At 71.8% G+C, this 25,468-nt stretch carries 26 protein-coding genes; 14 read left to right on the forward strand and 12 right to left on the reverse strand.

What is annotated here, in order from left to right; all coding sequences use genetic code 11:
- The 7 genes from ACZ7GX_RS27610 to ACZ7GX_RS27640 form a co-directional block, all read left to right on the forward strand.
- Window positions 1-928, forward strand: a 928-nt coding sequence (locus ACZ7GX_RS27610; RefSeq protein WP_498780768.1) for a hypothetical protein, incomplete at its 5' end; no start/stop codon positions are given.
- A 3-nt stretch (window positions 929-931) separates the two neighbouring features.
- Window positions 932-1,279, forward strand: a complete 348-nt coding sequence (locus ACZ7GX_RS27615) for a toxin-antitoxin system YwqK family antitoxin (RefSeq protein WP_498780769.1) — start codon at window positions 932-934, stop codon at window positions 1,277-1,279.
- A gap of 62 nt (window positions 1,280-1,341) precedes the next feature.
- The gene (locus ACZ7GX_RS27620; protein ID WP_498780770.1) at window positions 1,342-1,698 is read left to right on the forward strand and encodes a hypothetical protein; all 357 of its coding nucleotides are present in this window, start codon (window positions 1,342-1,344) and stop codon (window positions 1,696-1,698) included.
- The gene (locus ACZ7GX_RS27625; RefSeq protein ID WP_498780771.1) at window positions 1,695-2,033 is read left to right on the forward strand and encodes a toxin-antitoxin system YwqK family antitoxin; all 339 of its coding nucleotides are present in this window, start codon (window positions 1,695-1,697) and stop codon (window positions 2,031-2,033) included. The genes ACZ7GX_RS27620 and ACZ7GX_RS27625 overlap by 4 nt, the downstream gene beginning before the upstream one ends.
- Window positions 2,034-2,170: 137 nt before the next feature.
- Window positions 2,171-3,016, forward strand: coding sequence for a hypothetical protein (locus ACZ7GX_RS27630; RefSeq protein ID WP_498780772.1), 846 nt, complete (start codon window positions 2,171-2,173; stop codon window positions 3,014-3,016).
- Between the two features lie 246 nt (window positions 3,017-3,262).
- A complete protein-coding gene (locus tag ACZ7GX_RS27635; RefSeq protein WP_230566891.1) occupies window positions 3,263-3,847 on the forward strand; it encodes a DNA-binding protein in 585 nt (194 codons plus the stop codon).
- Between the two features lie 40 nt (window positions 3,848-3,887).
- Window positions 3,888-4,544, forward strand: a complete 657-nt coding sequence (locus tag ACZ7GX_RS27640) for an RES family NAD+ phosphorylase (protein WP_498780774.1) — start codon at window positions 3,888-3,890, stop codon at window positions 4,542-4,544.
- Here ACZ7GX_RS27640 and ACZ7GX_RS27645 read toward each other — a convergent pair.
- From ACZ7GX_RS27645 to ACZ7GX_RS27665, 5 genes are all read right to left on the reverse strand, one after another.
- The gene (locus ACZ7GX_RS27645; RefSeq protein ID WP_498780776.1) at window positions 4,526-5,089 is read right to left on the reverse strand and encodes a GNAT family N-acetyltransferase; all 564 of its coding nucleotides are present in this window, start codon (window positions 5,087-5,089) and stop codon (window positions 4,526-4,528) included. The genes ACZ7GX_RS27640 and ACZ7GX_RS27645 overlap by 19 nt on opposite strands.
- Window positions 5,090-5,122: 33 nt before the next feature.
- Entirely contained in the window at window positions 5,123-5,716 is a 594-nt protein-coding gene (locus ACZ7GX_RS27650; RefSeq protein ID WP_498780908.1) for a hypothetical protein, read from the reverse strand.
- Between the two features lie 70 nt (window positions 5,717-5,786).
- Window positions 5,787-6,470 (reverse strand): Crp/Fnr family transcriptional regulator, encoded by a 684-nt coding sequence (locus ACZ7GX_RS27655; RefSeq protein ID WP_498780777.1) that lies wholly within the window; start codon window positions 6,468-6,470, stop codon window positions 5,787-5,789.
- A gap of 70 nt (window positions 6,471-6,540) precedes the next feature.
- Entirely contained in the window at window positions 6,541-8,451 is a 1,911-nt protein-coding gene (locus ACZ7GX_RS27660; protein ID WP_498780779.1) for a S9 family peptidase, read from the reverse strand.
- A 53-nt stretch (window positions 8,452-8,504) separates the two neighbouring features.
- Entirely contained in the window at window positions 8,505-9,524 is a 1,020-nt protein-coding gene (locus ACZ7GX_RS27665) for a TerC family protein (protein WP_498780780.1), read from the reverse strand.
- A 287-nt stretch (window positions 9,525-9,811) separates the two neighbouring features.
- Here ACZ7GX_RS27665 and ACZ7GX_RS27670 point away from each other — a divergent pair, with 287 nt between their 5' ends.
- Both ACZ7GX_RS27670 and ACZ7GX_RS27675 read left to right on the forward strand, forming a co-directional pair.
- A complete protein-coding gene (locus tag ACZ7GX_RS27670; RefSeq protein ID WP_498780781.1) occupies window positions 9,812-12,670 on the forward strand; it encodes an alpha/beta fold hydrolase in 2,859 nt (952 codons plus the stop codon).
- Complete coding sequence (locus ACZ7GX_RS27675; RefSeq protein WP_498780782.1) at window positions 12,667-13,590, forward strand: ABC transporter permease; 924 nt, start codon at window positions 12,667-12,669, stop codon at window positions 13,588-13,590. The genes ACZ7GX_RS27670 and ACZ7GX_RS27675 overlap by 4 nt, the downstream gene beginning before the upstream one ends.
- 54 nt (window positions 13,591-13,644) lie before the next feature.
- Here the strand turns inward: ACZ7GX_RS27675 and ACZ7GX_RS27680 are convergent, their stop codons facing one another.
- Window positions 13,645-13,914: a hypothetical protein gene (locus tag ACZ7GX_RS27680; protein ID WP_498780784.1), complete on the reverse strand. Its 270-nt coding sequence runs from the start codon at window positions 13,912-13,914 to the stop codon at window positions 13,645-13,647.
- Between the two features lie 114 nt (window positions 13,915-14,028).
- Entirely contained in the window at window positions 14,029-14,382 is a 354-nt protein-coding gene (locus ACZ7GX_RS27685) for an MmcQ/YjbR family DNA-binding protein (protein ID WP_498780786.1), read from the reverse strand.
- A 36-nt stretch (window positions 14,383-14,418) separates the two neighbouring features.
- On the opposite strand from ACZ7GX_RS27685, the gene ACZ7GX_RS27690 reads away from it, so the two are divergent.
- Window positions 14,419-14,826 carry a hypothetical protein gene (locus ACZ7GX_RS27690; RefSeq protein WP_498780787.1) on the forward strand — a complete coding sequence of 136 codons (408 nt, stop codon included), beginning with the start codon at window positions 14,419-14,421 and terminating at the stop codon, window positions 14,824-14,826.
- Between the two features lie 375 nt (window positions 14,827-15,201).
- Here the strand turns inward: ACZ7GX_RS27690 and uvrB are convergent, their stop codons facing one another.
- Together uvrB and ACZ7GX_RS27700 are read right to left on the reverse strand one after the other, a co-directional pair.
- Window positions 15,202-17,361 (reverse strand): excinuclease ABC subunit UvrB, encoded by a 2,160-nt coding sequence (gene uvrB / locus ACZ7GX_RS27695; protein ID WP_498780789.1) that lies wholly within the window; start codon window positions 17,359-17,361, stop codon window positions 15,202-15,204.
- Between the two features lie 63 nt (window positions 17,362-17,424).
- Window positions 17,425-18,747, reverse strand: coding sequence for a DUF5685 family protein (locus ACZ7GX_RS27700; protein WP_498780791.1), 1,323 nt, complete (start codon window positions 18,745-18,747; stop codon window positions 17,425-17,427).
- Between the two features lie 108 nt (window positions 18,748-18,855).
- On the opposite strand from ACZ7GX_RS27700, the gene ACZ7GX_RS27705 reads away from it, so the two are divergent.
- A complete protein-coding gene (locus ACZ7GX_RS27705; RefSeq protein WP_498780910.1) occupies window positions 18,856-19,368 on the forward strand; it encodes a ribonuclease FAU-1 family protein in 513 nt (170 codons plus the stop codon).
- 136 nt (window positions 19,369-19,504) lie between these two features.
- Window positions 19,505-20,023 carry a ribonuclease FAU-1 family protein gene (locus ACZ7GX_RS27710; RefSeq protein ID WP_498780793.1) on the forward strand — a complete coding sequence of 173 codons (519 nt, stop codon included), beginning with the start codon at window positions 19,505-19,507 and terminating at the stop codon, window positions 20,021-20,023.
- Here the strand turns inward: ACZ7GX_RS27710 and coaE are convergent.
- The 3 genes from coaE to rpsA form a co-directional block, all read right to left on the reverse strand.
- Window positions 19,999-21,174: a dephospho-CoA kinase gene (coaE, locus tag ACZ7GX_RS27715; RefSeq protein ID WP_498780794.1), complete on the reverse strand. Its 1,176-nt coding sequence runs from the start codon at window positions 21,172-21,174 to the stop codon at window positions 19,999-20,001. The two genes, ACZ7GX_RS27710 and coaE, sit on opposite strands and share 25 nt — an antisense overlap.
- Window positions 21,175-21,202: 28 nt before the next feature.
- Entirely contained in the window at window positions 21,203-21,817 is a 615-nt protein-coding gene (locus ACZ7GX_RS27720) for a hypothetical protein (RefSeq protein WP_498780796.1), read from the reverse strand.
- Window positions 21,818-21,952: 135 nt separating this feature from the next.
- Window positions 21,953-23,449, reverse strand: coding sequence for a 30S ribosomal protein S1 (gene rpsA / locus ACZ7GX_RS27725; protein ID WP_033442914.1), 1,497 nt, complete (start codon window positions 23,447-23,449; stop codon window positions 21,953-21,955).
- 191 nt (window positions 23,450-23,640) lie between these two features.
- Here rpsA and ACZ7GX_RS27730 point away from each other — a divergent pair, with 191 nt between their 5' ends.
- Together ACZ7GX_RS27730 and ACZ7GX_RS27735 are read left to right on the forward strand one after the other, a co-directional pair.
- A complete protein-coding gene (locus tag ACZ7GX_RS27730; RefSeq protein WP_498780798.1) occupies window positions 23,641-24,471 on the forward strand; it encodes a class I SAM-dependent methyltransferase in 831 nt (276 codons plus the stop codon).
- A 10-nt stretch (window positions 24,472-24,481) separates the two neighbouring features.
- Window positions 24,482-25,405 carry a GNAT family N-acetyltransferase gene (locus tag ACZ7GX_RS27735; RefSeq protein ID WP_498780800.1) on the forward strand — a complete coding sequence of 308 codons (924 nt, stop codon included), beginning with the start codon at window positions 24,482-24,484 and terminating at the stop codon, window positions 25,403-25,405.
- Window positions 25,406-25,468: the final 63 nt, after the last annotated feature.

Below are 25,468 nucleotides of genomic sequence, written 5' to 3' on the forward strand. Positions count from 1 at the left end.
CCAACCCCGCATCCCACCCAACGGCGAATGGCACACCCACCGCCCCGACGGCACCACCACCAGAGCGAGCGACGACGGCTTCGTCCCCGGCACCACGGACGCCGACAAGACCGACCTCGACCCCACCGACGCGCGCGACCGGGGCGAGGGCGACGACCCCCGCGACGGGTACGACCCCGACCGCTACCGCAGCGACGAGCCGGAGCCCCCGGTCAGCACTGACACGAAGAGCCTCGGCCGGGTCGACGAGAGCCGCTGGACGGCCGTGGACGACCAGGGCCGCGTCACCGAGATCGACAACATCCCGGTCAAGGACTGGATGCGCGGGTTCGCCGACCGCCGCGGCCAGGAGTTCATGGACGCCAAGGCCGACGGTTCGGTCACCGGCGCCGCGACCGGCAACTGCGTCGGCTGGACCATCGACCGGAGCACCGGCGAGATCTTCGAGGGCGCGAACGGACGGCGCGGCACGGTCATCCCGCCGGACGAGGTCCACCCGCTGATCCAGCGCAACGTCGACGACGCCGCAGCGAATGGCCCTTACACCGCGTATGGCAACGACAAACAGCCGATGATGGAGAACGGGCAGCCGAGGCAGATCCCTTATCCTCACGACGATCCGCCATTGCGGCACGCGGAGGTCCGGGCCACGAACGCGGCGTTGATGGCCAAGGAGAACGCGCGTCGCGAGGAGCTCGGCATGCCTCCCTACCAGCACGGCGACCAGAGCGTGCTCACGCCGGCCGCCCTGGAGGACATGCGCATAGATGTTATGATGACCAAGAGCCCGGACCGGGAAAGCGGCGGTCTGGAGCCCGCGCCGTGCTGCGGAAACTGCAATCTGACCCTCCAGGGCGTGCAGTCCGGCAGCGGCCGCTGGTCCGGCGACAGTCGCGATCCGAATTCTACGTACCTAGATCCGGAGTAGTCGATGCGCGTCAACGAGTCGGACATCGATTGGCAGGACTCGGGTGACCTCGCGGTCCACCGGGGCGCGCCCTACACCGGCGAGGTCGTGGAGACGATCGCGAACGGCAACGTGGTCTCCTCGACGCACTTCGTCGACGGCCGGCAGGAGGGCACCGCCCGGATCTGGTTCCCGGACGGCTCGCTGCGCAACGAGTGGACCTTGGTGAACGGACACGCGGTCGGGACGTCGCGGAGCTGGCACGCCAACGGCGCGCTCGCCGAGGAGGAGGTCTACGACGACACCGGCCGCATGCTCGCCCACCGCAGGTGGGCCGAGGACGGTGCGGTGCTCAAGGACGTGACGTACTAGCCGGCGTCACGTCGATCCCCGACGACCAACTGCACGGCTCCCTGCGCGACCGCATGGAGGATATGTGTCGCAACCCGGTGGAGGGTGAGGGCCACCCCCAGTTCGACCGCCGCACGGGCGAGGTCCTCAACCACACCGAGTTCCCGATCAACGACAACCCCCTGCGGCACGCCGAGGTGAAGAACGTCAACCAGATGCTGCGCGACCGCGGTGTGCCGGACGACGTCTCGCCGGAGGAGCTGGCCGAGCACCTGCGCGGGATGAGGGTGGCCAACGTCTTCCCGCACTGGGAGCCGTTCCCGGCCAAGGCCAAGTGCTGCGCGAACTGCAACAACATGATCGCCGGCGTGCCCAGCAGCACCGGGCGCAACTCGTCGGTGCCCGGCGACCCGAACAACGTGGAGATCGAGTCGGAATGAGCGACATGCGCGTCACCATGGACGACGTGACCTGGGACACCGACGGTTGCGCCCTGTACGAGGGCAGCGGGTTCACCGGGGAGCTGGTCGACGTGGCCGACGACGGTTTCGTCATCTCCTCGTACGCCTACCGGTTCGGCTTCCCGCACGGGCCCAACCGCGAGTGGTTCGCGGGCGGGCAGGTCGCCAAGGAAGGCACGATGCGGGACGGGCTGCCCGTGGGCCTGCACCGCGAGTGGCACCCCAACGGGCGGCTCGCCTCGGAACTCGAGTTCGACGACCACGGGCGAGAGCTGGCGCGGAGGCGGTGGGACGAGCAGGGCGCCCCCGCCTGACCTCACCGGTGCCCGGACGGCGAGCGGCGCGGCGGTACCGCTGACCTGTGGTCTCACCCAACCGGACCACACCGGCGTGTTGTGGCCGTTAAGATCAGCGCACCGTGTCCGGGGGGAGCCAAAGGGGTGTTCGACGCATGAGCCAGCCAGCCACACCGCTGACCGAGCAGGAGCAGAACCAGCTCGTCAAGCAGATCGGCCGGGCCATGCTCCCCGCCCTGCCGCCGGGCTGGCAGCGCATCCGGGCGGAGTACCGGGCGGCCGGTCGGCACATCGAGGTGGACCTGGCGTTCGCGGGCCCGGACGGGCAGTGGCGGCCGGTGCGGCCGCCGATGGACGTGGTGCAGCTGTTCGGGCAGTTGCGGGCCGGCATGTACGAGCCCGTGCGCGGCACGTGGCTGAGCGCGGTGTACGAGATCGAGGCGCCGGCCGCGTTCTCGGTCGACTTCAACGCCGATGACGAGCCGCGCTGGCGCAACCCGCCGCCGGTGATCGGCTTCCAGGACGAGCTGCGCACGTTCCCCCGCCAGGACGAGCGGATCCCGCCGTGGCTGCGCCGGCGCGTCGGCCTGCCGCCGCTGCCGGAGCCCGAGCCCGAAGCGACCCCGAAGGACGACGGGCTGCGCATCGCGCACGTCTACGACGGCCGTGACGAGGCCGGCCGCCCGGTGGTCAACCGGCAGATGCTCGACCCCCAGCTGGCCGACGCGCTGCTGACCTACCTGGAGGGCGCGCCGGTCGTGCTGGCCGCGCGCAACCTGGACGTGGACGAGTTCATCCCCGGCGACCAGGACGTGCCGCTGAACTTCCGCACCGACGGCGCCTGGATCTGGGCCGGCGCGGTGCCGCACTACCTGCGCAAGCACGGCCTCCCGCCCGAGCCCGACCTGGTGGCGCACGTCGTGGCCCGCGGTTTCCGGCTCGACGAGGTGGACGACGCGACCCGTGAACGCGCGGTCACGCTGATCACCGGCGAAGCCTGAGCCACCACACCACGAACCTCCCGCCTCACGGGCCGCGCGCACGATTCGCAAATGCGATCGCCGTGCTCCCACCTCCGGCGGAGCGCCGCGGAGGTGATCGTGACGAGCCCGTGAGTGAGTCCGAGGTCACCATGCTCCACCTCGGATGTTTACGTAGAGTCGCTAGATGTGCGCACTCTGTCGACGCGGTCCGACGATCGGGTTACCTATGCGCACAGAAGCGCACGCCCGGGATACCCTGTGCGCATGAGTCCCGCGCTGGAGGCGGTGTTGGCCAAAGCAGGTCTGCAGGTCACCCCCGACGAGTTCCTGTCGCTCGTGGCCGACGCGGCGAAGAAGCTGGCGCCGCCACACCCCGACCCGGCGAGCTACTTCCCACCCGACCAGCGCGACGCGCTGGAGGACGTCGGCCTCGACCTGAGCCCGCACCGCGTCACCGACGACCAGGGGCGCGCGCGGAGCGTGGTGGCGCACGCCGTGCTGCGCGACTCGGCGCTGACGGTGGCCGAGGCCGCCCGGCAACTGGGCGTGGACACCAGCCGCATCCGGCACCGGCTCGGCGTCGGCCGCCTGGTCGGCTGGAAGGACCGGGGCAGCTGGCGGCTGCCCGCCTGGCAGTTCGCGGGCGCCGGCGTGCTGCCGGGGCTGGAGGCCGTGCTCGCGGCCGTGCCGCCGGACCAGCCCGCGCTCGTGGTCGCCGGGTTCATGACGACCGATCAGGAGGACCTGGTGGTGGACGGCACGCCGACGACGCCGCGCGAGTGGCTGCTGGCCGGCGGTGAACCACGCCGCGTCGCGGCACTGGCCGCGCAGCTGGGCACGCCCGCCTGACCGGGCCGCCTACCCCTGTCGCCGAGAACCTTGGACACGCATGTCACGGCTCCCCCAGCCGCCCTCTCCCGCTGTGCTCCAGGCGAACCTGCGCCGCACCGAGGACGTCGTGGCGGTGCACCGGGCCACCCGGCTGGTGCGCATCTTCGCCGCGAAGGGGCTGCACCCGCAGCGGTGGAACAGCTTCCGCTACACCGGTCCCCTGCCGCACGCCCGGTTCGACACCCAGCCGCCCGGCCCTGACGGCGGGCCGACGCACGCGCACGACCAGGGGGTGCTGTACTTCGGCCTGACCGTGCGGACGTCGGTGGCCGAGGTGTTCCAGGCGACGTCGGTGGTGGACCGGCGCACGCGCAGCCCGTTCCTGGTGGTGCTGCGGCCGCGCCGGACGCTGCGGCTGCTCGACCTCACCGGCCTGTGGCCGACCCGGGCGGGCGCGTCGCAGGAGATCAGCGCCGGGCCCAAGGCGGTCACGCAGCAGTGGGCGCGGGCGATCCGCGCGGCCTACCCCGAGCTGGACGGGCTGTGGTACCGGTCGTCGATGGACTCCGGCGCCCCGGCGGTGTGCCTGTGGGACCCACCGGCCGGCACGGGCCTGCCCGCCTCGCCGGACGTGCTGCTGCCGTTGGAGCACCCCGGCCTCGACCTGCCGCTGGCGCGGGTGTGCGAGGAGCTGAACTACACCCTGCTCGGCTGACCGCGACGGCGCGGCGCCGGGAGGAACCGGGCGTACCTGACCTCGGGCAGCTCCTGCTCGCCGAGCTCGTAGCAGTGCACCAGCCCGTCGTGCCGCCAGCCGTGCGACTCGTAGAACCCGCGGCTGCGGGCGTTGTCCTGGAACACCCACAGGACGGCGTACCGGAACCCCTGGTCCATCAGGTGGCGCAGCCCGGCCTCGTGCACCTCGTGCCCGGCGCCCTGCCCGTGGTAGCGCGGATCGGCGTAGATCGCGACCAGCTCACCGGTGTGCAGGTCGGGGTGGGCGTCCTGGGACTCGCGGACCGCGTCGACGGCGCAGTAGGCGCCGATCCGGCCGGTGCTCTCGTCGACCGCGACGAACACCCGGCTGGGTTCGGGCAGCCGCAGCACCCGCGACCACGACGGGAGCCTGCTCTCGGGCAGCATCCGGTCCAGCACCGGGTCGTCCACTATCCCGCGGTACGAGTGCTGCCACGCGTCCACGTTGATCCTGGCGATCTCGGGCGCGTCGTCGGGCCGTCCGGCCCGCACGGTCCACTGCATCCGGTGAGAGTGCCGCAACCACGCCACCGTCCGCTAGCCATTGGTCCAACCCAGTCGGGGCGCGCCGGTGCACACGTAGCCCGAGTACGGCCGGCTCTTCACCCGGAAGCGGGTCGACCGGAACCGGGTGGGGTCGAGTTCGTGGAACCGGGTGCGCACGACGTCGTCGTGCAGCTGCTGGGAGATCGCCAGCACCAGGTCGTCGTCGGCGGCCGCCAGCGCGTCGCGGACCACCTTGGCGTCGAGCAGCCGGCAGGTCACGATCGGGGCGTCGCCGACCAGCCCGAACGCACCCGCGGTGAGCGGGCCGCAGTGCATGGCCACGCGCAGCCGCAGCGGCGTGCCCGCGCGGCGCAGGTCGGCCAGCGCCTCGGCGAGCTGCTCGGTGAAGTGGGCGACCACCCACGCGGCGTCGGCGTCGGGTGGCAGCACGGCCAGTTCGCCGTCGCCACGCACCTGCCGGTACCACAGGTCGCGGTCCAGCCCGGCCTTGCGGGCGGCCACGTCCAGCACGTCGCTCAGCCGCGACTGGACCAGCGACTGGTCCAGCGCGTCGAGCTTGCTGTAGCCCTCGACGTCCACGGCCACCACGAGGCGGTAGACCAGTCCGCGGAGGGGCGTCACCATTTCCAGCGTCACACGAGGAGCATCGTCCCGGTGGGCGTTCGGAAGTAGGGCGATCACCGGGTTTCCCGTTTCACAGTTCGGCGATCTTCCGCAGCACCTCGCGGTCCACGATCGTGATGGCCCGGTACCCCATGGTCAGGACGCCGCGATCGCGCAGCGTGCGGAACTCCCGGCGAGCCGTGTCCTCCTCCACCCCGACGAGCGAACCGATCTCGCCCTGGGTGAGGTTGAGCTTCAACGCGGTGCCGTCGACGACCTGGTGGCCGTAGGCGTCGGCGAGGTAGGACAGCACGCGGGCCAGCCGCACGGCCGCCGGGTAGCCGTTGAAGTCCGTGCGCCGCTGCTCACTCCACTTCAGCGTGCGCAGGATCATCTTGTCCAGGTCGAAGTGCGCGGCCGGGAACCGGGTGAGGTAGTCGGTGAACTGCGCCGCGGTGATCACCCGCGTGCGGGTGTCGACGCACGCGGTCACGGTCGCCGAGCGCGGCCCGCCGTTCAGGAACGACATCTCGCCGACCAGGTCGCCGCCGACCTTGACGTTGAGCAGCGCGACCCGGCCGTTCTCCAGCGTCGCCGTCGCCTTGACCAGGCCCTGGACGAGCAGGATCACGTGATCGGACCGATCGGACTCGCGCACGAGCGCGTCGCCGCGCCGGAACACCTTCGGCACGCCGAGCCCCAGCAGCGCCGCGCGACCGGCGTCGGACACCGTCTCCAGGTAGGTGCCGGTGGGCCAGCCCGATGCGATCGCCATCCGTTCGACCTCCTCCGCCAGTGACCAGTGTGCCGCTCGCGGAGGAGGTGGGCCCCCGATTCCTGCCGGTTCAGGCCAAGTGGCGCGCCCACCAGTCCAGGACGGCCTCGAACCGCTGCGCGCGGTGGCGCGGCTTGCCCGAGCGGGTCAGCTCGTGGCCCTCGCCCGGGAACACCAGCATCTCGGCCTCGACGCCGTTGCGGCGCAACGCGACGAACAGCCGCTGCGCCTGCTCCAGCGGGCAGCGCCAGTCGTGCTCGGAGTGCACGACCATGAACGGCATGGAGATCTTCTCGGCGTAGGTCAGCGGGCTCATCGCGCGCTGGGTCTCCAGGCTCGGCCCGCAGTAGGCGTCGGCGAAGAACCAGCCGATGTCCGAGGAGCCCGCGAACGAGTCCCACGCGTTGACGGCGCGCTCGCTCCACGCGGCGCGGAACCGCTCGCCGTGGTGCGCGGCCAGCCAGGAGGTCATGAAGCCGCCGTAGGAGCCGCCCATCACGCCCACGCGGTCGGCGTCGAGGTCCGGGCGCTCCAGCGCCACGTCGAGCACGGCGAGGACGTCGTCCACGTCGACCGTGCCGAACCCGCCGATCACGGCCTGGCCGTGCGCCTGGCCGTACCCGGCGGACCCGCGCGGGTTGGGCAGCACGACCGCGTAGCCGGCCGCGGCGTACACCTGGGCCTCGTCGAAGAAGCCCCAGCCGTGGTACATGAACGGACCGCCGTGCACGGCGAGCAGCACCGGGTGCGGCCCCTCGCCCTCGGGCAGCACGAGCCAGCCGTGCACCGGGTAGCCGTCCGGCGCGGAGCCGGTCAGCTCGACCGACGGCCGCAGCGGCACGGTCGAGCCGAAGTCGGTCAGCGTGCCGCCGCCGACGAGCTCGACCTCGCCGGTGTTGTCCGAGGTGGACACCACGGCCACCACCCGGTCGCCGTCGGCGGCGAACGACTTGACCTCGGCCTGCTCGCCCGCGAGCAGCTCCAGGTCGGCCAGCACGGCGTTGTCGGCGTCCAGCGGCACGCGCCGCAGCTCGACCGCGCCGCGGTTGCGGACCGCCACGAGCACGCCCGCGTCCGTCACGACCGGCGCGCCGGCGCCCTTCTCGCAGTCGACGGTCTCCATGTCGGTGAGCCGGGTGAGCCGCTCGCCGTCGAACCGCCACAGGCTCATGTTCCGCGCGACGGCGGCCGAGCGCGGCGCCTGCTCGGGCGAGTAGAACAGCACGCCGCCGTCGGGCAGCGCGACCGGGTGCGCGGCCCAACCGGGGGTCTGCACGACCAGCTCGGGCTCGCCGCCGGTCGCGGGCACGCGGTAGACGTCGTTGTTGAACGCCTCGGCCGCGCCGAGGTCGCGTTCGGCCAGGAACAGCACGGCCTCGCCGTCCGCCGTCCAGGCGGGCTCCGCGGCGGAGAACGTGCCGTCGGTCAGCTCGACCGGCTCGGCGTCGGCGTCCAGCGCGTCCACCGCGAACAGCCGCGAGTGCCGGTCGCCGGTGAAGCCGATGTCGTCCATCCGGTAGTCCAGCCGGGTGATGTGCCGCGGCGCCTCGGCGTCCGGCGTCGGCGCTTCGCCGCCCTCGACCAGTGGCGCGCCGTAGCGACCGGCTTCGGGCACCCGCGAGGTGAACGCGAGCCGCCGCGAGTCCGGCGCCCACACCGGCACGCCGGCGCCCAGCGCCAAGTCGGTGAGCGCACGCGCCTCGCCGCCGTCGGCGGGCATCACGTGCAGCTGAGGCGCCTTGCCGCGCGCCGTGACGCGCAGGAACGCGACCCAGCGGCCGTCCGGTGAGATCCGGGGTGCCAGGTCGCGTTCCGCCCACGTCCAACGCCTCGTCCCGCCGCCGTCCAGGGCGACGCGGTGCAGCCCGCCGCGGTAGGCGTTCGCGGCGACGTCCGGGGTGGAGACGTTCACCAGGACGAGGTCCCCACGCACCGACACGGAGCCGGGCTGGGTCAACGACTGCAAGTCATCGGGGCGCACGCTTCAGCACGTTACCCCAACGATTATTAGCAAGGCTTACGAGATTTTGACGCTCACAGATGGTCACTGGGAGCGGGCGGGACGGGCACCGGCTTGACCGCTTCGGGGTTCCGCCGCACCTTGACCAGGCTGGCGATCGTGGTGATGGCCAGCACGCCGATGATCACCGACAGCGACAGCTCGATGCCGATCGTCGGCACGTGCAGCGGCTCACCGCCGTTGAGGAACGGCAGCGAGTTGGTGTGCAGCGCCTCCAGGATCAGCTTCACGCCGATGAAGCCGAGGATCACCGACAGGCCGATCGACAGGTACACCAGCTTGTTCAGCAGGCCGCCGAGCAGGAAGTACAGCTGCCGCAGGCCCATCAGCGCGAACGCGTTCGCGGTGAAGACCAGGAACGGCTCCTTGGTCAGGCCGAAGATCGCCGGGATGGAGTCGAGCGCGAACAGCAGGTCCGTGGTGCCGATGGCGACGATGACGATGAACATCGGCGTGACGAACCGGCGGCCGTCGATCTTCACGAACGACTTCGAGCCCTGGTAGGTGTCGGTCACCGGGTAGACCTTGCGGACCACCTTGAGCGCGACGTTCTCCTTGTACTCCTCTTCCTCCTCGTCGTGGTCGGTCCGCGCCAGCTTGTAGCCGGTGTAGATGAGGAACGCCCCGAAGAGGTAGAAGACCCAGCTGAACTGCGCGATGACCGCCGCGCCCACGGCGATGAAGATGCCGCGCATGACCAGCGCCATCAGGATGCCGATCAGCAGCACCTTGTGCTGGTGGATCGCGGGCACCTTGAAGGTGGTCATGATGATCAAGAAGATGAACAGGTTGTCCACGCTCAGCGAGTACTCGGTGATGTACCCCGCGAAGAACTCGCCCGCGTAGACGCCGTCGGAGAAGAACCAGATGCCGAGGCCGAACAGGATCGCCACGCCCACGTAGAAGGTGACCCACCGGGCGGCTTCGCCGATGGTGACCTCGTGCGGCTTGCGGTCGACGATGAATAGGTCGATGGCCAACAAGACCATCAGGCCGGCGATCGTGGCGAACCACAGCCACACGGGAACAGACACGACTCAACCTCCGGTGCATCGCGCGCACGCCAATGACCGGAGGTCTCCTCCGCCGGCTTGAACGACCGACCGGCGGCACCGGGAACCTCACGCCAGGCTCCGTGCTGACGACACCGCCGCGAGGGAGTACTCCCCTCCACGCCTGCACAGTCTCACGCATGAATGCGGTTCCGCGCCAGCGGAGGTGATCAGAGGCACCCGACCGGGGCCTGACCGGGGGGTTCGGCTGAGAGCCCGACGCCCTGCTGACAGCCCGTTCTCAGCTAATCACGCCTATGGTCAACTCCGTGGCCTCCCTCAACCGCCTCCGCGGCAGGTGGTCGCTCCCCGCGCTGGTCGTGCTGGTCGCCCTGGTGGGCGCCATCGTGGTCTTCACGCGCCAGGGGGACGACCCCGCCCCGGTGAGCACCCGCGACGCGGTGATCGACGTGCCGGAAAGTCCGGACAGCGACCGCACCGTGCAGATCGACACCACCCTGTACCTGCCAGAACGCACACCCGCGCCCGCCGTCCTGCTGCCGCACGGCTTCGGCGGCAGCAAGGCCAGCGTGCAAGCCCAGGCCACCGAGCTGGCCCGGCGCGGGTTCGTCGTGCTGGCCTACTCGGCGCGCGGCTTCGGCCGCAGCACCGGTCAGATCGCCCTGAACTCGGTCGACCACGAGGTCCGCGACGCGCAGAAGCTGCTCGACTGGCTGGCCACGCGTGAAGAGGTCGTCACCGACAGCGCCGGAGACCCGAAGGTGGGTGTGACCGGCGGCTCCTACGGCGGCGCGCTCGCGCTGTCGCTGGCCGGCGTCGACCCGCGGGTGGACACCATTGCGCCGGTCATCACCTACAACGACCTGGCCCAGGCGCTGCTGCCGAACTCGGCGCGCGCCGAGGGCGTGTCCGCCGCCACCCCGGCGGCGGGCGCGTTCGCCGACGAGGGCGTGTTCAAGCGGTCGTGGGCGGGCATCTTCTTCTCCGCCGGCCTGTCCGGCGCGGACGCCACCAACCCCGGTCAGGAAGCGACCGAGCCCGGTCAGGACGACGACGCCCAGGGCGCCGAGAGCGCCGCCGCCGCGGTCACCGCACCGCCGCAGCAGGGCGACACCCCCCTGCCGGTCGGACCGCTGAACGGGGCGTGCGGCCGCTTCCAGGCCGACGTGTGCGCCGCGTACACCGAGGTCGCGACCACCGGAAAGGCCGGGCCGCAGACCCTGGAGGTGCTGCGTCGCGCGTCGCCCTCGGAGGTGACCGACAAGATCACCCAGCCGACGCTGCTGGTCCAGGGCGAGCAGGACACCCTGTTCGGCCTCGACCAGGCCGACGCCAACGCCCGCCAGATCGCCGCGAACGGCGCGAAGGTCAAGGTCGTCTGGTACTCCGGCGGCCACGACGGCGGCTCGCCCGGCCCCGAGCTGCGCGGCCAGATCGCCGACTGGATGGCGTTCCACCTGGAGGGCAAGGGCGCCGACCCCGGCACGAGCTTCGAGTACACGGTGGTGGGCGCGTTCCGCAGCAGCGGGACGCCGTCGTTGCGCAACGTCGTCGCGCCGAGCTACCCGGGCCTGACCGGCTCGGCGGGCACCGAGCGCCGCGACGTGCCGCTGACCGGCCGTGAGCAGGTCGTGGTCAACCCGGCGGGCGGCAACCCGGCGGCGGTGTCCAGCCTGCCCGGCCTCGGGTCGGTGGTGTCGCGGTCCAGCTCGCTCTCGTCGCGGCTGTCGATCGACCTGCCCGGCCAGGCGGCGGTGTTCCAGAGCGAGCCGCAGACCGCGCAGACGCTGCTGACCGGCGCGTCCACGGTGCGGCTGCGGGTCGCCGCCGTGCCTGGTCAGCCGGTGCCCGCCGAGGGCGCGGTGCTGTTCGTGAAGCTGTACGACGCCGACGCCAGTGGCGTGCGGACGCTGCCCGGCTCGGCGGTCGCGCCGGTGCGGGTGGCCGACCTGCCCGCCGACGGCACGCCGGTCGAGGTCACCGTGACGCTGCCCGGCGCGGTGCGCCCGGTCGAGGCCGACCACCGGCTGCAGCTGGTCGTGTCGACCACCGACATGGCGTACTCGAACGCCGCGGAGCCCGCCGCGTACCGGATCTCGCTGGCCTCGCCCGCGCTGTCGGTGCCGGTGGTGCCGGGCGTGAACGCGACCAGCGAGGTGCCGACCGGCGCGCTGTGGGGCATCGCGATCGTGCTGATCATCTGCGTCATCGCGGCCGTGGTCGCGTGGTTCCGCCGCAGGCTGACCGCGGACGTCGACCCGGAGCTCGAGTCGGTGCCGCTGGTGATCGAGAACCTGAGCAAGTCCTACGCCGGCGGGTTCGTCGCCGTGAAGGACCTGTCGTTCCGGGTGGAGCACGGCCAGGTGCTCGGCCTGCTCGGGCCGAACGGCGCGGGCAAGACGACGACGCTGCGCATGCTGATGGGCCTGATCCGACCCACCGAGGGCGGGATCAGGGTGTTCGGCCACCGGGTCAGCCCCGGCGCGCCGGTGCTGTCGCGGATCGGGTCGTTCGTCGAGGGCTCGGGCTTCCTGCCGCACCTGTCCGGCGCGGAGAACCTGCGGTTGTACTGGGCGGCCACGGGTCGTCCGCTGGAGCAGGCGCACGTCGAGGAGGCCCTGGAGATCGCGGGGCTCGGCAACGCCGTGAAGCGGCGGGTGCGGACCTACAGCCAGGGCATGCGGCAGCGGCTGGCGATCGCGCAGGCCATGCTCGGCCTGCCGGACCTGCTGGTGCTGGACGAGCCGACCAACGGGCTCGACCCGCCCCAGATCCACCAGATGCGCGAGGTGCTGCGCCGCTACGCGGCGGCCGGGCGCACCGTGCTGGTGTCGTCCCACCTGCTCGCCGAGGTCGAGCAGACGTGCACGCACGTGGTCGTGATGCACAAGGGGTCGCTGGTCGCGGCCGGTCCGGTCGACGAGATCGCGACCGGTGGCGGCGAGGCGAGCTTCAAGGTCGACCGGCCCGACGAGGCGGCCACCGTGCTGCGGAGCCTGTCGGGCGTGCACGACGTGCACGTGGACGGCGAGCAGGTCCACGCGAGCCTCAACGGCACGCCGCGCGCGTCGGCGTTGCAGGCGCTCGTGGCCGCGGGCGTGGCGGTGGACCAGGCCGGTCCGCGCCGCCGGCTGGAAGACGCATTCCTGGAGTTGGTGGGCGAATGAGCGAGGGTGTGCACACCGATCCGGCCGCGATCTCCGACCTGACGGACGCCGCGGAGGCCGAGCACTCGTCGGTCGCGCCGGACGGCTCGAAGGTCGGGTACAAGGCCGGGCGGACGTTGCCCGTGCGGGTGGAGCTGGTGCGGCAGTTGCGCCGCCGGCGGACGCAGTTGGTGCTGGGGTTCCTGGTGCTGCTGCCGTTCATCCTGGTGGTGGCGTTCGAGCTGGGTCAGGCGTCGCCGAACCGGCGGGCGGGCGGCTTCGTCGACCTGGCCACGGCCAGCGGCGTGAACTTCGTGATCCTGACGCTGTTCGTCAGCGGCAGCTTCCTGCTGCCGATGATCGTGGCGCTGTTCTTCGGCGACACGATCGCGAGCGAGGCGTCGTGGTCGTCGTTGAAGTACCTGCTCGCCGCGCCGATCCCCCGGCACCGGCTGCTGCGGCGCAAGGCGCTGGCGTCCGGGCTGATGTCGGTGTTCGCGCTGGCGCTGCTGCCCGCGGTGGCGCTGGTCGTCGGCGTGGTCTGGTACGGGGCGGGCGAGGCGGTGTCGCCGACCGGTGAGGCCGCGTCCTTCGGGGCCGGTGTCTACGGCGTGGCGCTGGCCGTCGTCTACATCTCGATCCACCTGTTCTGGGTGGCCGGGCTGGCGCTGTACCTGTCGGTGTCCACGGACGCGCCGCTGGGCGCGGTCGGCGGCGCGGTGCTGGCGTCGATCGTGTCGCAGATCCTCGACCAGATCACCGCGCTCGAAGGCCTGCGGGACTACCTGCCGACGCACTACGCGTTGGCGTGGGCGGACCTGCTGTCGTCGGACGTCGACTGGTCGCAGATGGCGAAGGGCACGTTCTCCGCCCTGGCGTACGGGGCGTTCTTCACCCTGCTGGCGGCGCGGAAGTTCGCGCGCAAGGACATCACCAGCTGAGGTAGGGCTCGTGGTCGACGGCGCATCGGGGCACTCCCGGTGCGCCGTCGTTCGTCACGGGAGGGAAGCCAGGCGGCACGCCTCGTCGACGACCGCCTGCGGCGTCACGTTCATCCACCCGAGGATCGACTCGCACGTCTGCACGTTGCCGTCCTCGCCGAACCCGCACGCGCTGTCGACGATCACGCCGCCGTGGCCTTGGAGGAGCAGGTAGAAGTGGCAGTCGGCGGCGTCGGCGGTGGCGACCGGCGCGCCGGTGACCGCGGTGGCCGCGCTGAGGCCGACGACGAGGGCCGCGCACCGGAGGATCCGCCGAAGTCGCATGGTCCCAGTCTCGCGGTGGTGGAGATCCACCGCACGCGACCGCACGGAGTGTTCCGCCCCCCGCCGACCGGTCGCGTCCCTGTGGTCCTGGGCGCGGCGGCTGGGTGCGGTGGCCTAGGAGAGCGCTGGTCGCTTCGACTTGGGCAGCTTGGCCACGACGAGGTCGTAGGACAGGTCGAGGAGTTCGAGCAGCTCGTCGTCCGGCACGGCGCTACCCAGCCGGACCCGGTTCCAGCCGTAGCGCCCGATGTAGGCGCTGACCGCGACGTCGTCCGGGTAGCGCTCGCGCCAGTGCCCCGCGTCGTCGGCGGTGGCGCCCGACTTCACGCCGACGCTGCCGCCGTCCAGCGAGATGAACGCGAAGATCTTCCCGCCGACCTTGCAGCACAGCTCGCCGTCGCCGAAGGGGTAGGTCTCCTCCGCGCCGGGCTTGGCCAGGCAGTGCGCGATCACGTCGTCCAACGTCATGGCGTCACGCTAACCGGCGGCAATTAGGGTGATCACGTGACTGCCTACACGGACTACACCGACTACACGGACGAGGAAGGCCGGACCCTGCGCACGGCGGTCTTCGGCGCGATGGTGCTGGTGTCCACGGCCGAGCCGGGTGCGCTGGACGAGGAGAGCCACGCGGGCATCCGGGCGATGGCGACGTTCTCGCCCCGGCTGCGGCAGGTGCTGGGCGCCGCCCGGCCCGAACTGCCCGCGGGTTCGACGGCGGACGTGGAGGCGGGCGTGCTCGACGCGTTGCGGCGTTCGGTCGACATCCTGGCCGCGCGGACGCCCGACGAGGCGGCGGCGTTCCCGGCGGCGGTGCTGGCCGTGTGCGAGGAGGTCGCTTCGGCGGACGGACGTGTCGGAGAGGGCGAGAGCGCCGTGGTCGCCAAGGTCCGCGCCGCCCTGCAGGGCTGATGCCAAAGACCTGACCGAATCCTCCCGCGCCCATCCCGGCGCACCTGACGCCGCCGCTGGCCGACGGACGGTCCGAATGGACCGCTCGACGACCGCCCGGCGTCCGCTCGGCGGCAGTGCGGAGCGGATGCCGGGCGGCGGTGATGCGGTTGCTGTGGGGGCGGTGGCGGTAGGGGGTGGACGCTGGTGCGGCTGGGGGTTGGTGCGGCGCTGTCGAGCGGAGCGCCGGGGTTGCGCGAGTTGGCGACGCGATTGGTGGTATCGGCGACGCGGTCACTGGTGTCACCGCGTAGCCGGAGCGCTGGGTAGCCGGGGCGCTGGGTAGCCCCAACCGTCCGCCGGCGGTGCGGAGAGCGCCGCCGGCGGTGGTTGGGGTTACTTCACGCCGGCGGCGTCCATGCCCCGCAGCTCCTTCTTCAGGTCCTGGATCTCGTCGCGCAGGCGGGCGGCCAGTTCGAACTGCAGTTCACGCGCGGCGCTCATCATTTGATCCGTCAGTTGTTGCACGAGGTCCGCCAGCTCGGAGCGGGCCATCGTGCCGGTGTCGCGGTCGGTCAGCACGCCGGAGCCGCCCCGGCCGTTGGCGCCCGGGTCGCCGGTCGGCTTCTTGCCCCGCGAGGTGTTGCGGCCGGAGCCGCCGGGGGCGATGGCGTCCTCCGCCTCGGCGTAGACCTGCTCCAGGATGTCGGTGATCTTCTTCCGCAACGGCTGGGGGTCGAGGCCCCGCTCCTCGTTGTACGCGACCTGCTTGGCGCGCCTGCGGTTGGTCTCGTCGATCGCGTGCCGCATCGAGTCGGTGATCCGGTCCGCGTACATGTGGACCTGGCCGGACACGTTGCGGGCCGCGCGACCGATGGTCTGGATCAGGCTGGTGCCCGAGCGGAGGAAGCCCTCCTTGTCCGCGTCGAGGATCGCGACCAGCGAGACCTCGGGCAGGTCGAGGCCCTCGCGGAGCAGGTTGATGCCGATCAGCACGTCGTAGTCGCCCAGCCGCAGCTGCCGCAGCAGCTCGACCCGGCGCAGCGTGTCGACCTCGGAGTGCAGGTACCGGACCCGGATGCCGAGTTCGAGCAGGTAGTCCGTCAGGTCCTCGGCCATCTTCTTGGTCAGCGTGGTGACCAGGACCCGCTCGTCCCGCTCGGCGCGCACCCGGATCTCGTGCACCAGGTCGTCGATCTGGCCCTCGGTCGGCTTGACCACGACCTCCGGGTCGACCAGGCCGGTCGGGCGGATGACCTGCTCGACGAACTCGCCGCCGGTCTGGCCCATCTCGTACGGGCCGGGCGTGGCCGACAGGTACACCGTCTGGCCGATCCGGTCGGCGAACTCCTCCCACGTCAACGGGCGGTTGTCCATCGCGCTCGGCAGGCGGAAGCCGTGCTCCACCAGGTTGCGCTTGCGCGACGCGTCGCCCTCGTACATGCCGCCGATCTGCGGCACGGTCACGTGCGACTCGTCGATGACCAGCAGGAAGTCGTCGGGGAAGTAGTCGATGAGGGTCGCGGGCGCGGTGCCCGGACCGCGGTCGTCGATGTGGCGCGAGTAGTTCTCGATGCCGTTGCAGAAGCCGACCTGGCGCATCATCTCGATGTCGTACGCGGTGCGCATGCGCAGCCGCTGCGCCTCCAGCAGCTTGCCCTGCCGCTCCAGCGCGGCCAGCCGCTCGGCCAGCTCGAGCTCGATGTTGCGGATCGCCTTCTCCATGCGCTCCGGGCCCGCCACGTAGTGGGTGGCCGGGAAGATGCGCAGCTCGTCGACCTCCTTGACCACGTCACCGGTCAGCGGGTGCAGGTAGTAGAGCTTGTCGATCTCGTCGCCGAAGAACTCGACCCGCAGCGCCAGCTCCTCGTACGCCGGGATGATCTCCACCGTGTCGCCGCGCACGCGGAACGTGCCGCGGTTGAACGCGATGTCGTTGCGCGTGTACTGGATGTCGACCAACGCCCGCAGCAGCAGGTCGCGCTCGACCTCGCCGCCGACCTCCAGCTTGATCGACCGGTCGAGGTAGGACTGGGGCGTGCCGAGGCCGTAGATGCACGACACGGACGCGACCACGATCACGTCACGCCTGGTGAGCAGGCTCATCGTGGCCGAGTGGCGCAGCCGTTCGACGTCCTCGTTGACCGAGGAGTCCTTCTCGATGTAGGTGTCGGTCTGCGGGATGTACGCCTCGGGCTGGTAGTAGTCGTAGTAGCTGACGAAGTACTCCACCGCGTTGTCCGGGAAGTACCCCTTCAGCTCGTTCGCCAGCTGCGCGGCCAGCGTCTTGTTCGGCGCCATCACCAGCGTGGGCCGCTGCACCTTCTCCACCAGCCACGCCGTGGTGGCCGACTTGCCCGTGCCGGTCGCGCCGAGCAGCACGACGTCCTTCTCCCCCGCGCGGATGCGCTTCTCGAGGTCCGCGATCGCCGCGGGCTGGTCGCCCGCGGGCTGGTAGTCGCTGACCACGCGGAACTTCCCGTCGGTGCGGGGGATGTCACCGACGGGACGATGCGACGAGTGCGCCTTGACCGGGATCTCGGTTGGGAAAGCCACGGGTACGACGGTACGCCGCGGGTACGACAATTTCCGATCCGGCCCAGGTCAGCGGGGCCGTGATCAGCAGTTGCAGTCGCAACCGCAGCAGTCGCAGTTGCAGTCGCAGTTCGGGCCGCAGTCGCCGCCGTTGCACCACGCTTCACGCGGCTTGCCGCTGAACGGCCCCGGGTACGGGTCGCGGCAGCAGTACTGGCAGGTGCCGCACTGGTAGAGCACGGCCAGGCAGCCCAGGAGCGCGCCGCGGGTGACCGGCGGCTGCTTCAGCTTGGGCCAGCACCACAGGCCGCTGCCGGGAGGTGGCGGCCCGTTGCCGCGCCTGCCCTTCTTGCCACCCTTCGGCGGCTCGGGCGGACCGCCGTGGCCGGGAGCCGAGGGCGGCGGCACGTGACCGGGAGGCGGCACGTGACCGGCGTGCGGGCCGGGCTGCCCGGGCGGGCCCGGCTGCCCGTGGGGACCGGGTTGGGCCGGCGGCGGGTACATCCCCGGCGCGGGCTGCCAGCCGGGCGGCGGTGGCGGGGTGTGCGGACCGTGCGAGTGGGGGTCGCCGAACGCCCGCCGGATCGACTCCCGCACCTCGTGCGCCAGCAGCACGTGCACCAGCCGGTCGTCGGCGAACTCCACCTCCGCCATCGCGAGCTTGATGCCCAGCGCCGCGTCCTCGCACAACCGCCGCGCCTCGTCCAGCGTCGTGCCCGTGGCGACCAGCGGGTTCCACGCGCCGGACGCCCGGTCCTCCGCCAGGTCCTCCACCGCGTCCAGCAGGTGCGCCAGCCGCCCGAACAGCCGCCCGACCTCGCGCAACGGGGCCGCGTTGCCCGGCCGCCCGGCCAGCACCGCGGTCTGCGCCACGGCCTCGCCCGCCGCCGTCTCGGTCGGCTCCGTCACGGTCAGCACGGACGACCCGAGTCCCGCCGCGGCCTCCACCGACGACTGCCGCCGCACGGCGTCCACCAGCACCGCCGTGTCGAACCCCAGGTCGAGGCCCGTCTGCGAGGCCTGCGCCGCCCACCGCCGCGCCACCTGCCTGCCGACGCCGCGCATCGGGGCCCGCGCGAACACGCCGTCGCCGTCGGCGACGTGGTCGCCGACCTTCGCCGAGGCCAGCACCAGGGACACCGACGCGGCCAAGCGCGCGCCCGTGCCCACGGCGACGTCCGCCGACTGCATACCCCTCAGGGCGCACGGCCCGGCGGAGCGCCGCGACCGTCCCGCCTGCGCCTCCACCAGGGCGGAGATGACCAGGCCGTCGTAGTTGGTGACCACGCGGGCCAGGTGGCCGTGGTCGTCGCGCAGCGCCAGGCACAGCCCGCACAGGTGCGCCAGCCACGACTCGCGCAGCTCGGGGCCCAGGCGGTTGCGGCAGGGGCGGATGATGCCGAACATGGCGGGAAGAGTAAGCGATCATCATACTTTCGGGTGACAGAAAGGAGCGTTCCGCCGGTGTCGATGCCTAAGGTCGGCGCTGTGACGTCGAGTGCCGCCGGGACCCGCATGCACATCCACCCGCCGAAGATCGAGTACTTCGACCTCGACGCGAAGAGCAACACCGATCCCAAGGGCCACCTGCGCGGGGTCGAGGAGTACCGGCTGACCGGTCACGGCCTCTACATGTCCCGCCCGGTGCCCGGCCACCCCCACCTGTCCCACTTCGAGTCGTGGCTGCTGCCCGCGCACGGCCTGCGCGTCACCCGGCAGTCGTGGCACCCGGGCCACGAGCGCGACTACGACCTGTACGTCGACGTGGTCGAGATCAGCTCCAGCGGCTCGGTGTGGAAGACCGTCGACCTGTACCTGGACCTGGTCGTGCGCACGGGCCGCAGCGTGACCGTGCTGGACACCGACGAGCTGCTGACGGCGCTGGACCGCGGGCTCATCCAGGCCGACCGGGCGCAGTGGGCGCTGGAGACGACCTACCGCGCGGTGGCCGGCATCGCCGCGCACGGTCACGACGCCGTGCGGTGGCTCGCGTCCCAGGGAACGATCACCACCTGGCGTCGGCGGTAATACAGACCGTCACACTTGCAGGTCAACCGCCATCCGAGTCCGTCACCTGATAGAGACCGCATACCACACAGACCGTGATGTAACGAATCGAACCGGATAGTTACCCGGAGCACACTTCCGGCTACCCTCGGGTCGCGTGGGAGCGGTCATCACACCTCAGCTCGTCGACGTGGTCGACACCGTCAGCGCAGTTCGCAGCTACTCCAGCGGCATGTCGCGGCACCTGTCCACGTGTCGGGTCGAGCCGTGGGGACTGCGGCTGGAGTGCCCGACGCCGGAGGACCCGTTCTCCGATTCGGAGGTCACCTGGTTGATGCCCTCGATCGGATTGCGGCTGACGCACCACCGACCCCGGTCCAGACACGCGCGCAGCGGCCCGAGCGTGCTCAGCGCGGTCCGCGTGCAGCGCGACGGCCGCGCGTGGCGCACCACCGACCTGCTGCTCGGCCTGGCCGTGCCCGGCGGCACGACCGCGCGGATCGTGCGCTGCGAGGAGTTCGCCGCCGCCGTGGCCGGGCGCGTCCTCGGACCCGGCGACGCCGACCAGGCGCTGCGCATCGTGCACCGCACCCTCGAGGAAGTCAGCCTCCACCGGCACGACCTCGGCTCGTGGCTGACCCACCGGGGCATCTACGACGCCTGGCCCTCCCTGTAGAAGGCGTCCACGCGCGCGGTCGCGGCGGCCATCCACGGCTCCTTCGACTCGGCGTAGGAGAAAGCGTCCGCGTCACCCCTGTGCTTCTCCGCCAGCTCCAGCTTCACCGCCGCGTACTCGTCCCGCGCCGCCGTGTCGGCCCGCAGCCAGTCGCGGAACCGGATCGCCCAGTTCCAGGCCGGACCGCCCTCGACCCGGACGTGCAGGTTGACCCGCCGTCCCGGATCCGCGCCCGCGTGCAGCCTCTTGCGCCAGCCCTCCGGCGCGTCGCCCTCGTACCGCACGCTGTCCTCGGCGTCGCCCAGGAACGGGAAACCCGCCTGCGCCAACGCCTCCTCCAGCTCGGCGGCTTCCTCCAGCGACGTCACGCCCAGCTGGAAGTCCAGCACGTCCTTCGCCGCGAGGCCGGGCACGGCCGTGGAGCCGATGTGCTCGACCGCGCGGCCACCGGCGGCGAGCCGGATGCGTGCCGCGACCCGGGCCGCCTGGACGGGCCAGGTCTCGTCGTAGGGCACCACCATCGGGGCGCCCGAGGCGTAGCGGCGCAGCCTGATGTTGGACTCGTAGCGCACCAGCCGGTCCGCCCACAGCGCGTCGACCTGCGCCAGCACCAGGTCGGGCGTGCCGGAGTTGTCCAGCCACACGTCCGCCACGGCCCGGCGGCGCTCGTCGTCGGCCTGCGCGGCGATGCGGCGGCGCGCGTCGTCCTCCGGCAGGCCCCGCTCGCGGAGCCGGACGAGGCGCTGGTCGAGGTCCGCGTGCACGATCACCACCAGGTGGTACAGCGGCGCCATGTCCTTCTCCACCAGCAACGGCACGTCGTGCACGACGATCGCGTCCGCGGGCGCGGCGGCGATCAGCTCGCCCGTGCGGGCCGCGATCCTCGGGTGCGTGATGCCGTTGAGCGTGGTCAGGGCCTGCTCGTCGCCGAACACCTTCGCCGCGAGCGCGGGCCGGTTCAGCGCGCCGTCCGCGCCCAGCACCTCCGCGCCGAACGCCTCCACCACCTCGCGCAGCCCGTCGGTGCCGGGTTCGAGCACCTCGCGGGCCAGCCGGTCGGCGTCGATCACCACCGCGCCGTGCTCGGCGAGCCTGCCCGCCACCGTCGACTTGCCCGACCCGATGCCCCCGGAGAGCCCTACGCGCAACATGGTGACCAGCCTGCCACGCGGCGGATCTTCAGGTGCCCTCGATGGGGGTCATGGACTGCTGGGCCACGGCGGCGAGGAAGCCGCCGATCGCGTCCTCGGGCAGCACGCCGACCTTCGCCCGCGCCACGAACGTGGTCTTGCCGAGCCAGCCGACGAGCAGGCGCTCGTCCTTGGCGCTGATCAGCTGGCCCTTCCGCTTGCCGACGTCGACCTCGCGGACGGTCGCGCCGTCCTCGCGTTCGGCGGCCACGCTGTCCGCGACCCGCGCACTGGCCGTCGGCTCGTCGTTGTACGTGGCCAGGCCGATGATGACGGGCGCGGCGGCGATCGGCTGCCGCTCGGGCACGCCGTAGTAGCAGTCGATCTTCCCGGTGCGGCCCAGCGACGGCTCCGGGATGCCGATGATGGTCTTCAGCTCGCCGGGCAGCTCGCGGCCGAGCTTCTGGTGGAACAGCTCGACCGGGATGACCAGCTCGCAGTCGTCGGGCAGCGGCCGGTCCGTCATCTGCGGGATCCGGCTGAACGACGTGGGCGGCACGATCGTCGGGATCTGCGGCTGCGCGACCGGTTGCGTCTGCACGGCGGCGCAGCCCGCGCTCGCGAGCACCACCATCGCCGCCAACACCGCCGTCCGCATGCTCATAGCATTCTCAACTTAGCGCACGGCAACGCCGATGAACCCCCGAAAGAGTGAACGACGATCGCCCCCCGCCCGAGGTGGGCGAGGGGCGATCGTCGTCGTTCAGTCAGCAGGCGGAGGTCCGCCCGCCGGTGCTGCTCAGGCGCCGCCCGACAGCTTCTCGCGGAGCGCGGCCAGCTGCTCGTCGCTGGCCAGGGTGCCGCCGGCCTGGGCCGGGGCGCCCGTGCTGGACGAGGTCGCGGCGGCCGGGGCCTCGCCACCGGAGGAGTAGTTCGTCTCCCCGGCGGCCTCTTCCTCGGCCGCGGCGGCCTTGGCCACCTGCTTCATGTGGGCCTCGTAGCGCGTGTGGGCCTCGGCGTACTGCCGCTCCCACTCCTCGCGCTGCTTGTCGAAGCCTTCCTGCCACTCCTGGGTCTCCGGGTCGAAGCCCTCGGGGTAGATGTAGTTCCCCTGGTCGTCGTACTCGGCGGCCATGCCGTACTGGGTCGGGTCGAACTCGGAGTCGACCGTGAAGCCCTCGTTGGCCTGCTTGAGCGACAGCGAGATGCGGCGGCGGTCCAGGTCGATGTCGATGACCTTGACCATGACGTCGTCGCCGACCTGCACGACCTGCTCCGGGATCTCGACGTGGCGCTCGGCCAGCTCGGAGATGTGGACCAGGCCCTCGATGCCCTCGTCCACCCGGACGAACGCGCCGAACGGGACGAGCTTGGTGACCTTGCCCGGCACGATCTGGCCGATCGCGTGGGTGCGGGCGAACTGGCGCCACGGGTCTTCCTGCGTCGCCTTGAGCGACAGCGACACGCGCTCGCGCTCCATGTCGACGTCCAGGACCTCGACCGTGACCTCCTGGCCGACCTCGACGACCTCGGACGGGTGGTCGATGTGCTTCCAGGACAGCTCCGAGACGTGCACCAGGCCGTCCACGCCACCCAGGTCCACGAAGGCGCCGAAGTTGACGATGGAGGACACGACGCCCTTGCGGACCTGGCCCTTCTGTAGCTGGTTGAGGAACTCGCTGCGGACCTCGGACTGCGTCTGCTCCAGCCACGCGCGGCGGGACAGGACCACGTTGTTGCGGTTCTTGTCCAGCTCGATGATCTTGGCTTCGAGCTCGCGGCCGACGTACGGCTGCAGGTCGCGGACGCGACGCATCTCGACGAGGGAGGCGGGGAGGAAGCCGCGCAGGCCGATGTCCAGGATGAGGCCGCCCTTGACGACCTCGATGACCGTGCCCTTGACGGGCTCGTCCTTCTCCTTGAGGGCCTCGATGGTGCCCCAGGCGCGCTCGTACTGGGCGCGCTTCTTGGAGAGGATCAGCCGACCTTCCTTGTCCTCCTTCTGAAGGACAAGAGCCTCGACCTCGTCACCAACCTTGACGACCTCGTTGGGGTCGACGTCGTGCTTGATCGACAACTCGCGCGAGGGGATGACGCCCTCGGTCTTGTAGCCGATGTCGAGCAGGACCTCGTCCCGGTCGACCTTGACGATGGTGCCCTCGACGATATCGCCGTCGTTGAAGTACTTGATCGTCTTGTCGATAGCAGCGAGGAAGTCCTCCTCCGTCCCGATATCGTTGATGGCGACCTGCTTCGGCGCAGCGGCAACCGGGACAGTGGTGGTGTCGGTGGACATTAGGTAGGTGGCTCCGGTACGGATTGGGGTTGGTGGCCTGCGGGTTCAACGCTACGCGGAGGGCACGCCCCACCGCGAAGACCGACTCACCGAGTGATCACCGATCGAGGACAGCGCGAACCCACTACGCGGGCGATATCGTACGCGGCCGCGAGCCCGCCGGGCAAACCGGACCCCTTGAATGGAGCAGTGTGTCCCACCAGCACGCGAGCGCGGAACACGCGCTCGGCACCACCGGCATCGCCAAGCGGGGCGTGGACGCCGCCGAGTCGCGCGCGGCCAACCGCATGTGGTGGGACGCCGACGCCGACGACTACCACGCCGAGCACGGCGACTTCCTGGGCGCGGCGGACTTCGTCTGGTGCCCCGAGGGCGTCCGCGAGGAGGACGCCGGCTACCTCGGTGACCTGCGCGGACGCCGCGTGCTGGAGGTCGGCTGCGGCTCCGCGCCGTGCGCCAGGTGGCTGACGTCGCGGGGCGCGCACGCGGTGGCGTTCGACATCTCCGCCGGGATGCTGCGGCACGCGGTGGCGGCCAACGCGGCGACGGGTGTGCGCGTGCCGTTGGTGCAGGCCAGCGCCGACCAGCTGCCGTTTGCGTCGGGCAGCTTCGACGCGGCCTGCTCGGCGTTCGGCGCGGTGCCGTTCGTGGCCGACGTGGGCGAGGTGTTCGGCGAGGTCGCGCGGGTGCTGCGGCCGGGCGCGCCGTGGGTCTTCTCGGTAACTCACCCGATCCGGTGGATTTTCCCGGACGACCCGGGACCGGGTGGGCTGACCGTCACCCAGTCGTACTTCGACCGCACGCCGTACGTGGAGGTCGACGACACCGGTCGGGCGACGTACGTCGAGCACCACCGGACCACCGGGGACTACGTGCGGGCGCTCGTCGGCGCGGGCCTGGAGCTGGTGGACGTGGTGGAGCCGGAGTGGCCCGCCGGGCACACCCGGACCTGGGGGCAGTGGAGCCCGCTGCGCGGCCGGCTGTTCCCGGGCACCGCGATCTTCCGCACCCGAAAGCCGTAACCTGCCTGGTATGACCGTCGGTCAAGGGCTGATGGAGGCGCAGAGCGCGCGCTTCGCGAGCGTCGACCCGCTGCTACCGCCGGCGGTCGCGCCGCCGGACGGCGACGTCATCACCGCGGCGCTGCCGGACGGGACGAGGGTCGCGGGCGTGCTGCAACGCCAGGTGCACGACCGGCGGTCGCCGGCCAGGCTCTGGTCGGCCACCGAGGTGTGGGAGCTGACGCCCCTGCTGGGCAACGCGGGCGCGGCGGGCATGGACGTGCTGCTGCGCGCCTGGCGCAAGCGGCTCGACCTGCTCGCGCCGGCCGACCGCGACTCGGCGTGCGTGCTGACCTGGCCCAGCCGGGACGCCGAGTCGACCAGGGCGCTGCTGGACCACGGCCTGGTGCCGCTGACCGTGGTCGCGGTGCGGCAGGCCCCTCCCCCGCCGGTGACGGGCGCGGCGACGATCCGCCGGGCGACGCCCGCCGACCTGGAGACGGTGCTGGCCCTGGCGCTGGCCGAGCTGCGCTACTCGTCCATGGTGGGCTCGACGGTGCACCGGCCGGACGCGGTGGCGCTGAAGCGGCGGACGCTGGCCGAGCGGCTGGCCACCGGCGGCCCGGCGTGGCTGGCCGAGCGGGACGGCATCGCGGTGGCGCTGGCGGAGTGCGCGGTGGTGACGTCGGAGCCGGGCAACTGGACGGCGACCAGGCTGCCGCACGGCCGCTGGGGCTACGTGAACTGCGTCTCCGTGCTGCCGGGCGCGCGCGGCACCGGCGTCGGCCGCCAGCTGATGGCGCACGCGCACCGCGAGCTGCACCGGCTGGGCACGGTCGGCACCTACCTGTACTACAACCCGCCGAACCCGCTGTCCTCGGTCTTCTGGCCGCGGCAGGGCTATCGTCCACTGTGGACGATGTGGGAGGTCCGCCCCGCCGGCGCGCTGCGCTAGCCACCGCGTGCCACGTCACACCGCGTCGAGTTGCGCGGCGCCCTCGCCGGGACCACTATTTGT

This window comes from Actinosynnema sp. NPDC037264 (genome assembly GCF_055603705.1).

What these genes read in the sequence shown, in the direction of transcription:
- ACZ7GX_RS27625 (WP_498780771.1), top strand. Translation starts at nt 1,695, where the DNA reads ATGAGCGACATGCGCGTCACCATGGACGACGTGACCTGGGACACCGAC.
- ACZ7GX_RS27700 (WP_498780791.1), bottom strand. Translation starts at nt 18,747, where the DNA reads ATGTTCGGCATCATCCGCCCCTGCCGCAACCGCCTGGGCCCCGAGCTG.
- ACZ7GX_RS27680 (WP_498780784.1), bottom strand. Translation starts at nt 13,914, where the DNA reads ATGCGACTTCGGCGGATCCTCCGGTGCGCGGCCCTCGTCGTCGGCCTC.
- ACZ7GX_RS27620 (WP_498780770.1), top strand. Translation starts at nt 1,342, where the DNA reads ATGTGTCGCAACCCGGTGGAGGGTGAGGGCCACCCCCAGTTCGACCGC.
- ACZ7GX_RS27635 (WP_230566891.1), top strand. Translation starts at nt 3,263, where the DNA reads ATGAGTCCCGCGCTGGAGGCGGTGTTGGCCAAAGCAGGTCTGCAGGTC.
- ACZ7GX_RS27685 (WP_498780786.1), bottom strand. Translation starts at nt 14,382, where the DNA reads ATGACGTTGGACGACGTGATCGCGCACTGCCTGGCCAAGCCCGGCGCG.
- ACZ7GX_RS27615 (WP_498780769.1), top strand. Translation starts at nt 932, where the DNA reads ATGCGCGTCAACGAGTCGGACATCGATTGGCAGGACTCGGGTGACCTC.
- ACZ7GX_RS27705 (WP_498780910.1), top strand. Translation starts at nt 18,856, where the DNA reads ATGCACATCCACCCGCCGAAGATCGAGTACTTCGACCTCGACGCGAAG.
- ACZ7GX_RS27655 (WP_498780777.1), bottom strand. Translation starts at nt 6,470, where the DNA reads ATGGCGATCGCATCGGGCTGGCCCACCGGCACCTACCTGGAGACGGTG.
- ACZ7GX_RS27735 (WP_498780800.1), top strand. Translation starts at nt 24,482, where the DNA reads ATGACCGTCGGTCAAGGGCTGATGGAGGCGCAGAGCGCGCGCTTCGCG.
- ACZ7GX_RS27720 (WP_498780796.1), bottom strand. Translation starts at nt 21,817, where the DNA reads ATGAGCATGCGGACGGCGGTGTTGGCGGCGATGGTGGTGCTCGCGAGC.
- ACZ7GX_RS27650 (WP_498780908.1), bottom strand. Translation starts at nt 5,716, where the DNA reads ATGGTGACGCCCCTCCGCGGACTGGTCTACCGCCTCGTGGTGGCCGTG.
- coaE (WP_498780794.1), bottom strand. Translation starts at nt 21,174, where the DNA reads ATGTTGCGCGTAGGGCTCTCCGGGGGCATCGGGTCGGGCAAGTCGACG.
- ACZ7GX_RS27645 (WP_498780776.1), bottom strand. Translation starts at nt 5,089, where the DNA reads ATGCAGTGGACCGTGCGGGCCGGACGGCCCGACGACGCGCCCGAGATC.
- ACZ7GX_RS27630 (WP_498780772.1), top strand. Translation starts at nt 2,171, where the DNA reads ATGAGCCAGCCAGCCACACCGCTGACCGAGCAGGAGCAGAACCAGCTC.
- ACZ7GX_RS27640 (WP_498780774.1), top strand. Translation starts at nt 3,888, where the DNA reads ATGTCACGGCTCCCCCAGCCGCCCTCTCCCGCTGTGCTCCAGGCGAAC.
- ACZ7GX_RS27675 (WP_498780782.1), top strand. Translation starts at nt 12,667, where the DNA reads ATGAGCGAGGGTGTGCACACCGATCCGGCCGCGATCTCCGACCTGACG.
- rpsA (WP_033442914.1), bottom strand. Translation starts at nt 23,449, where the DNA reads ATGTCCACCGACACCACCACTGTCCCGGTTGCCGCTGCGCCGAAGCAG.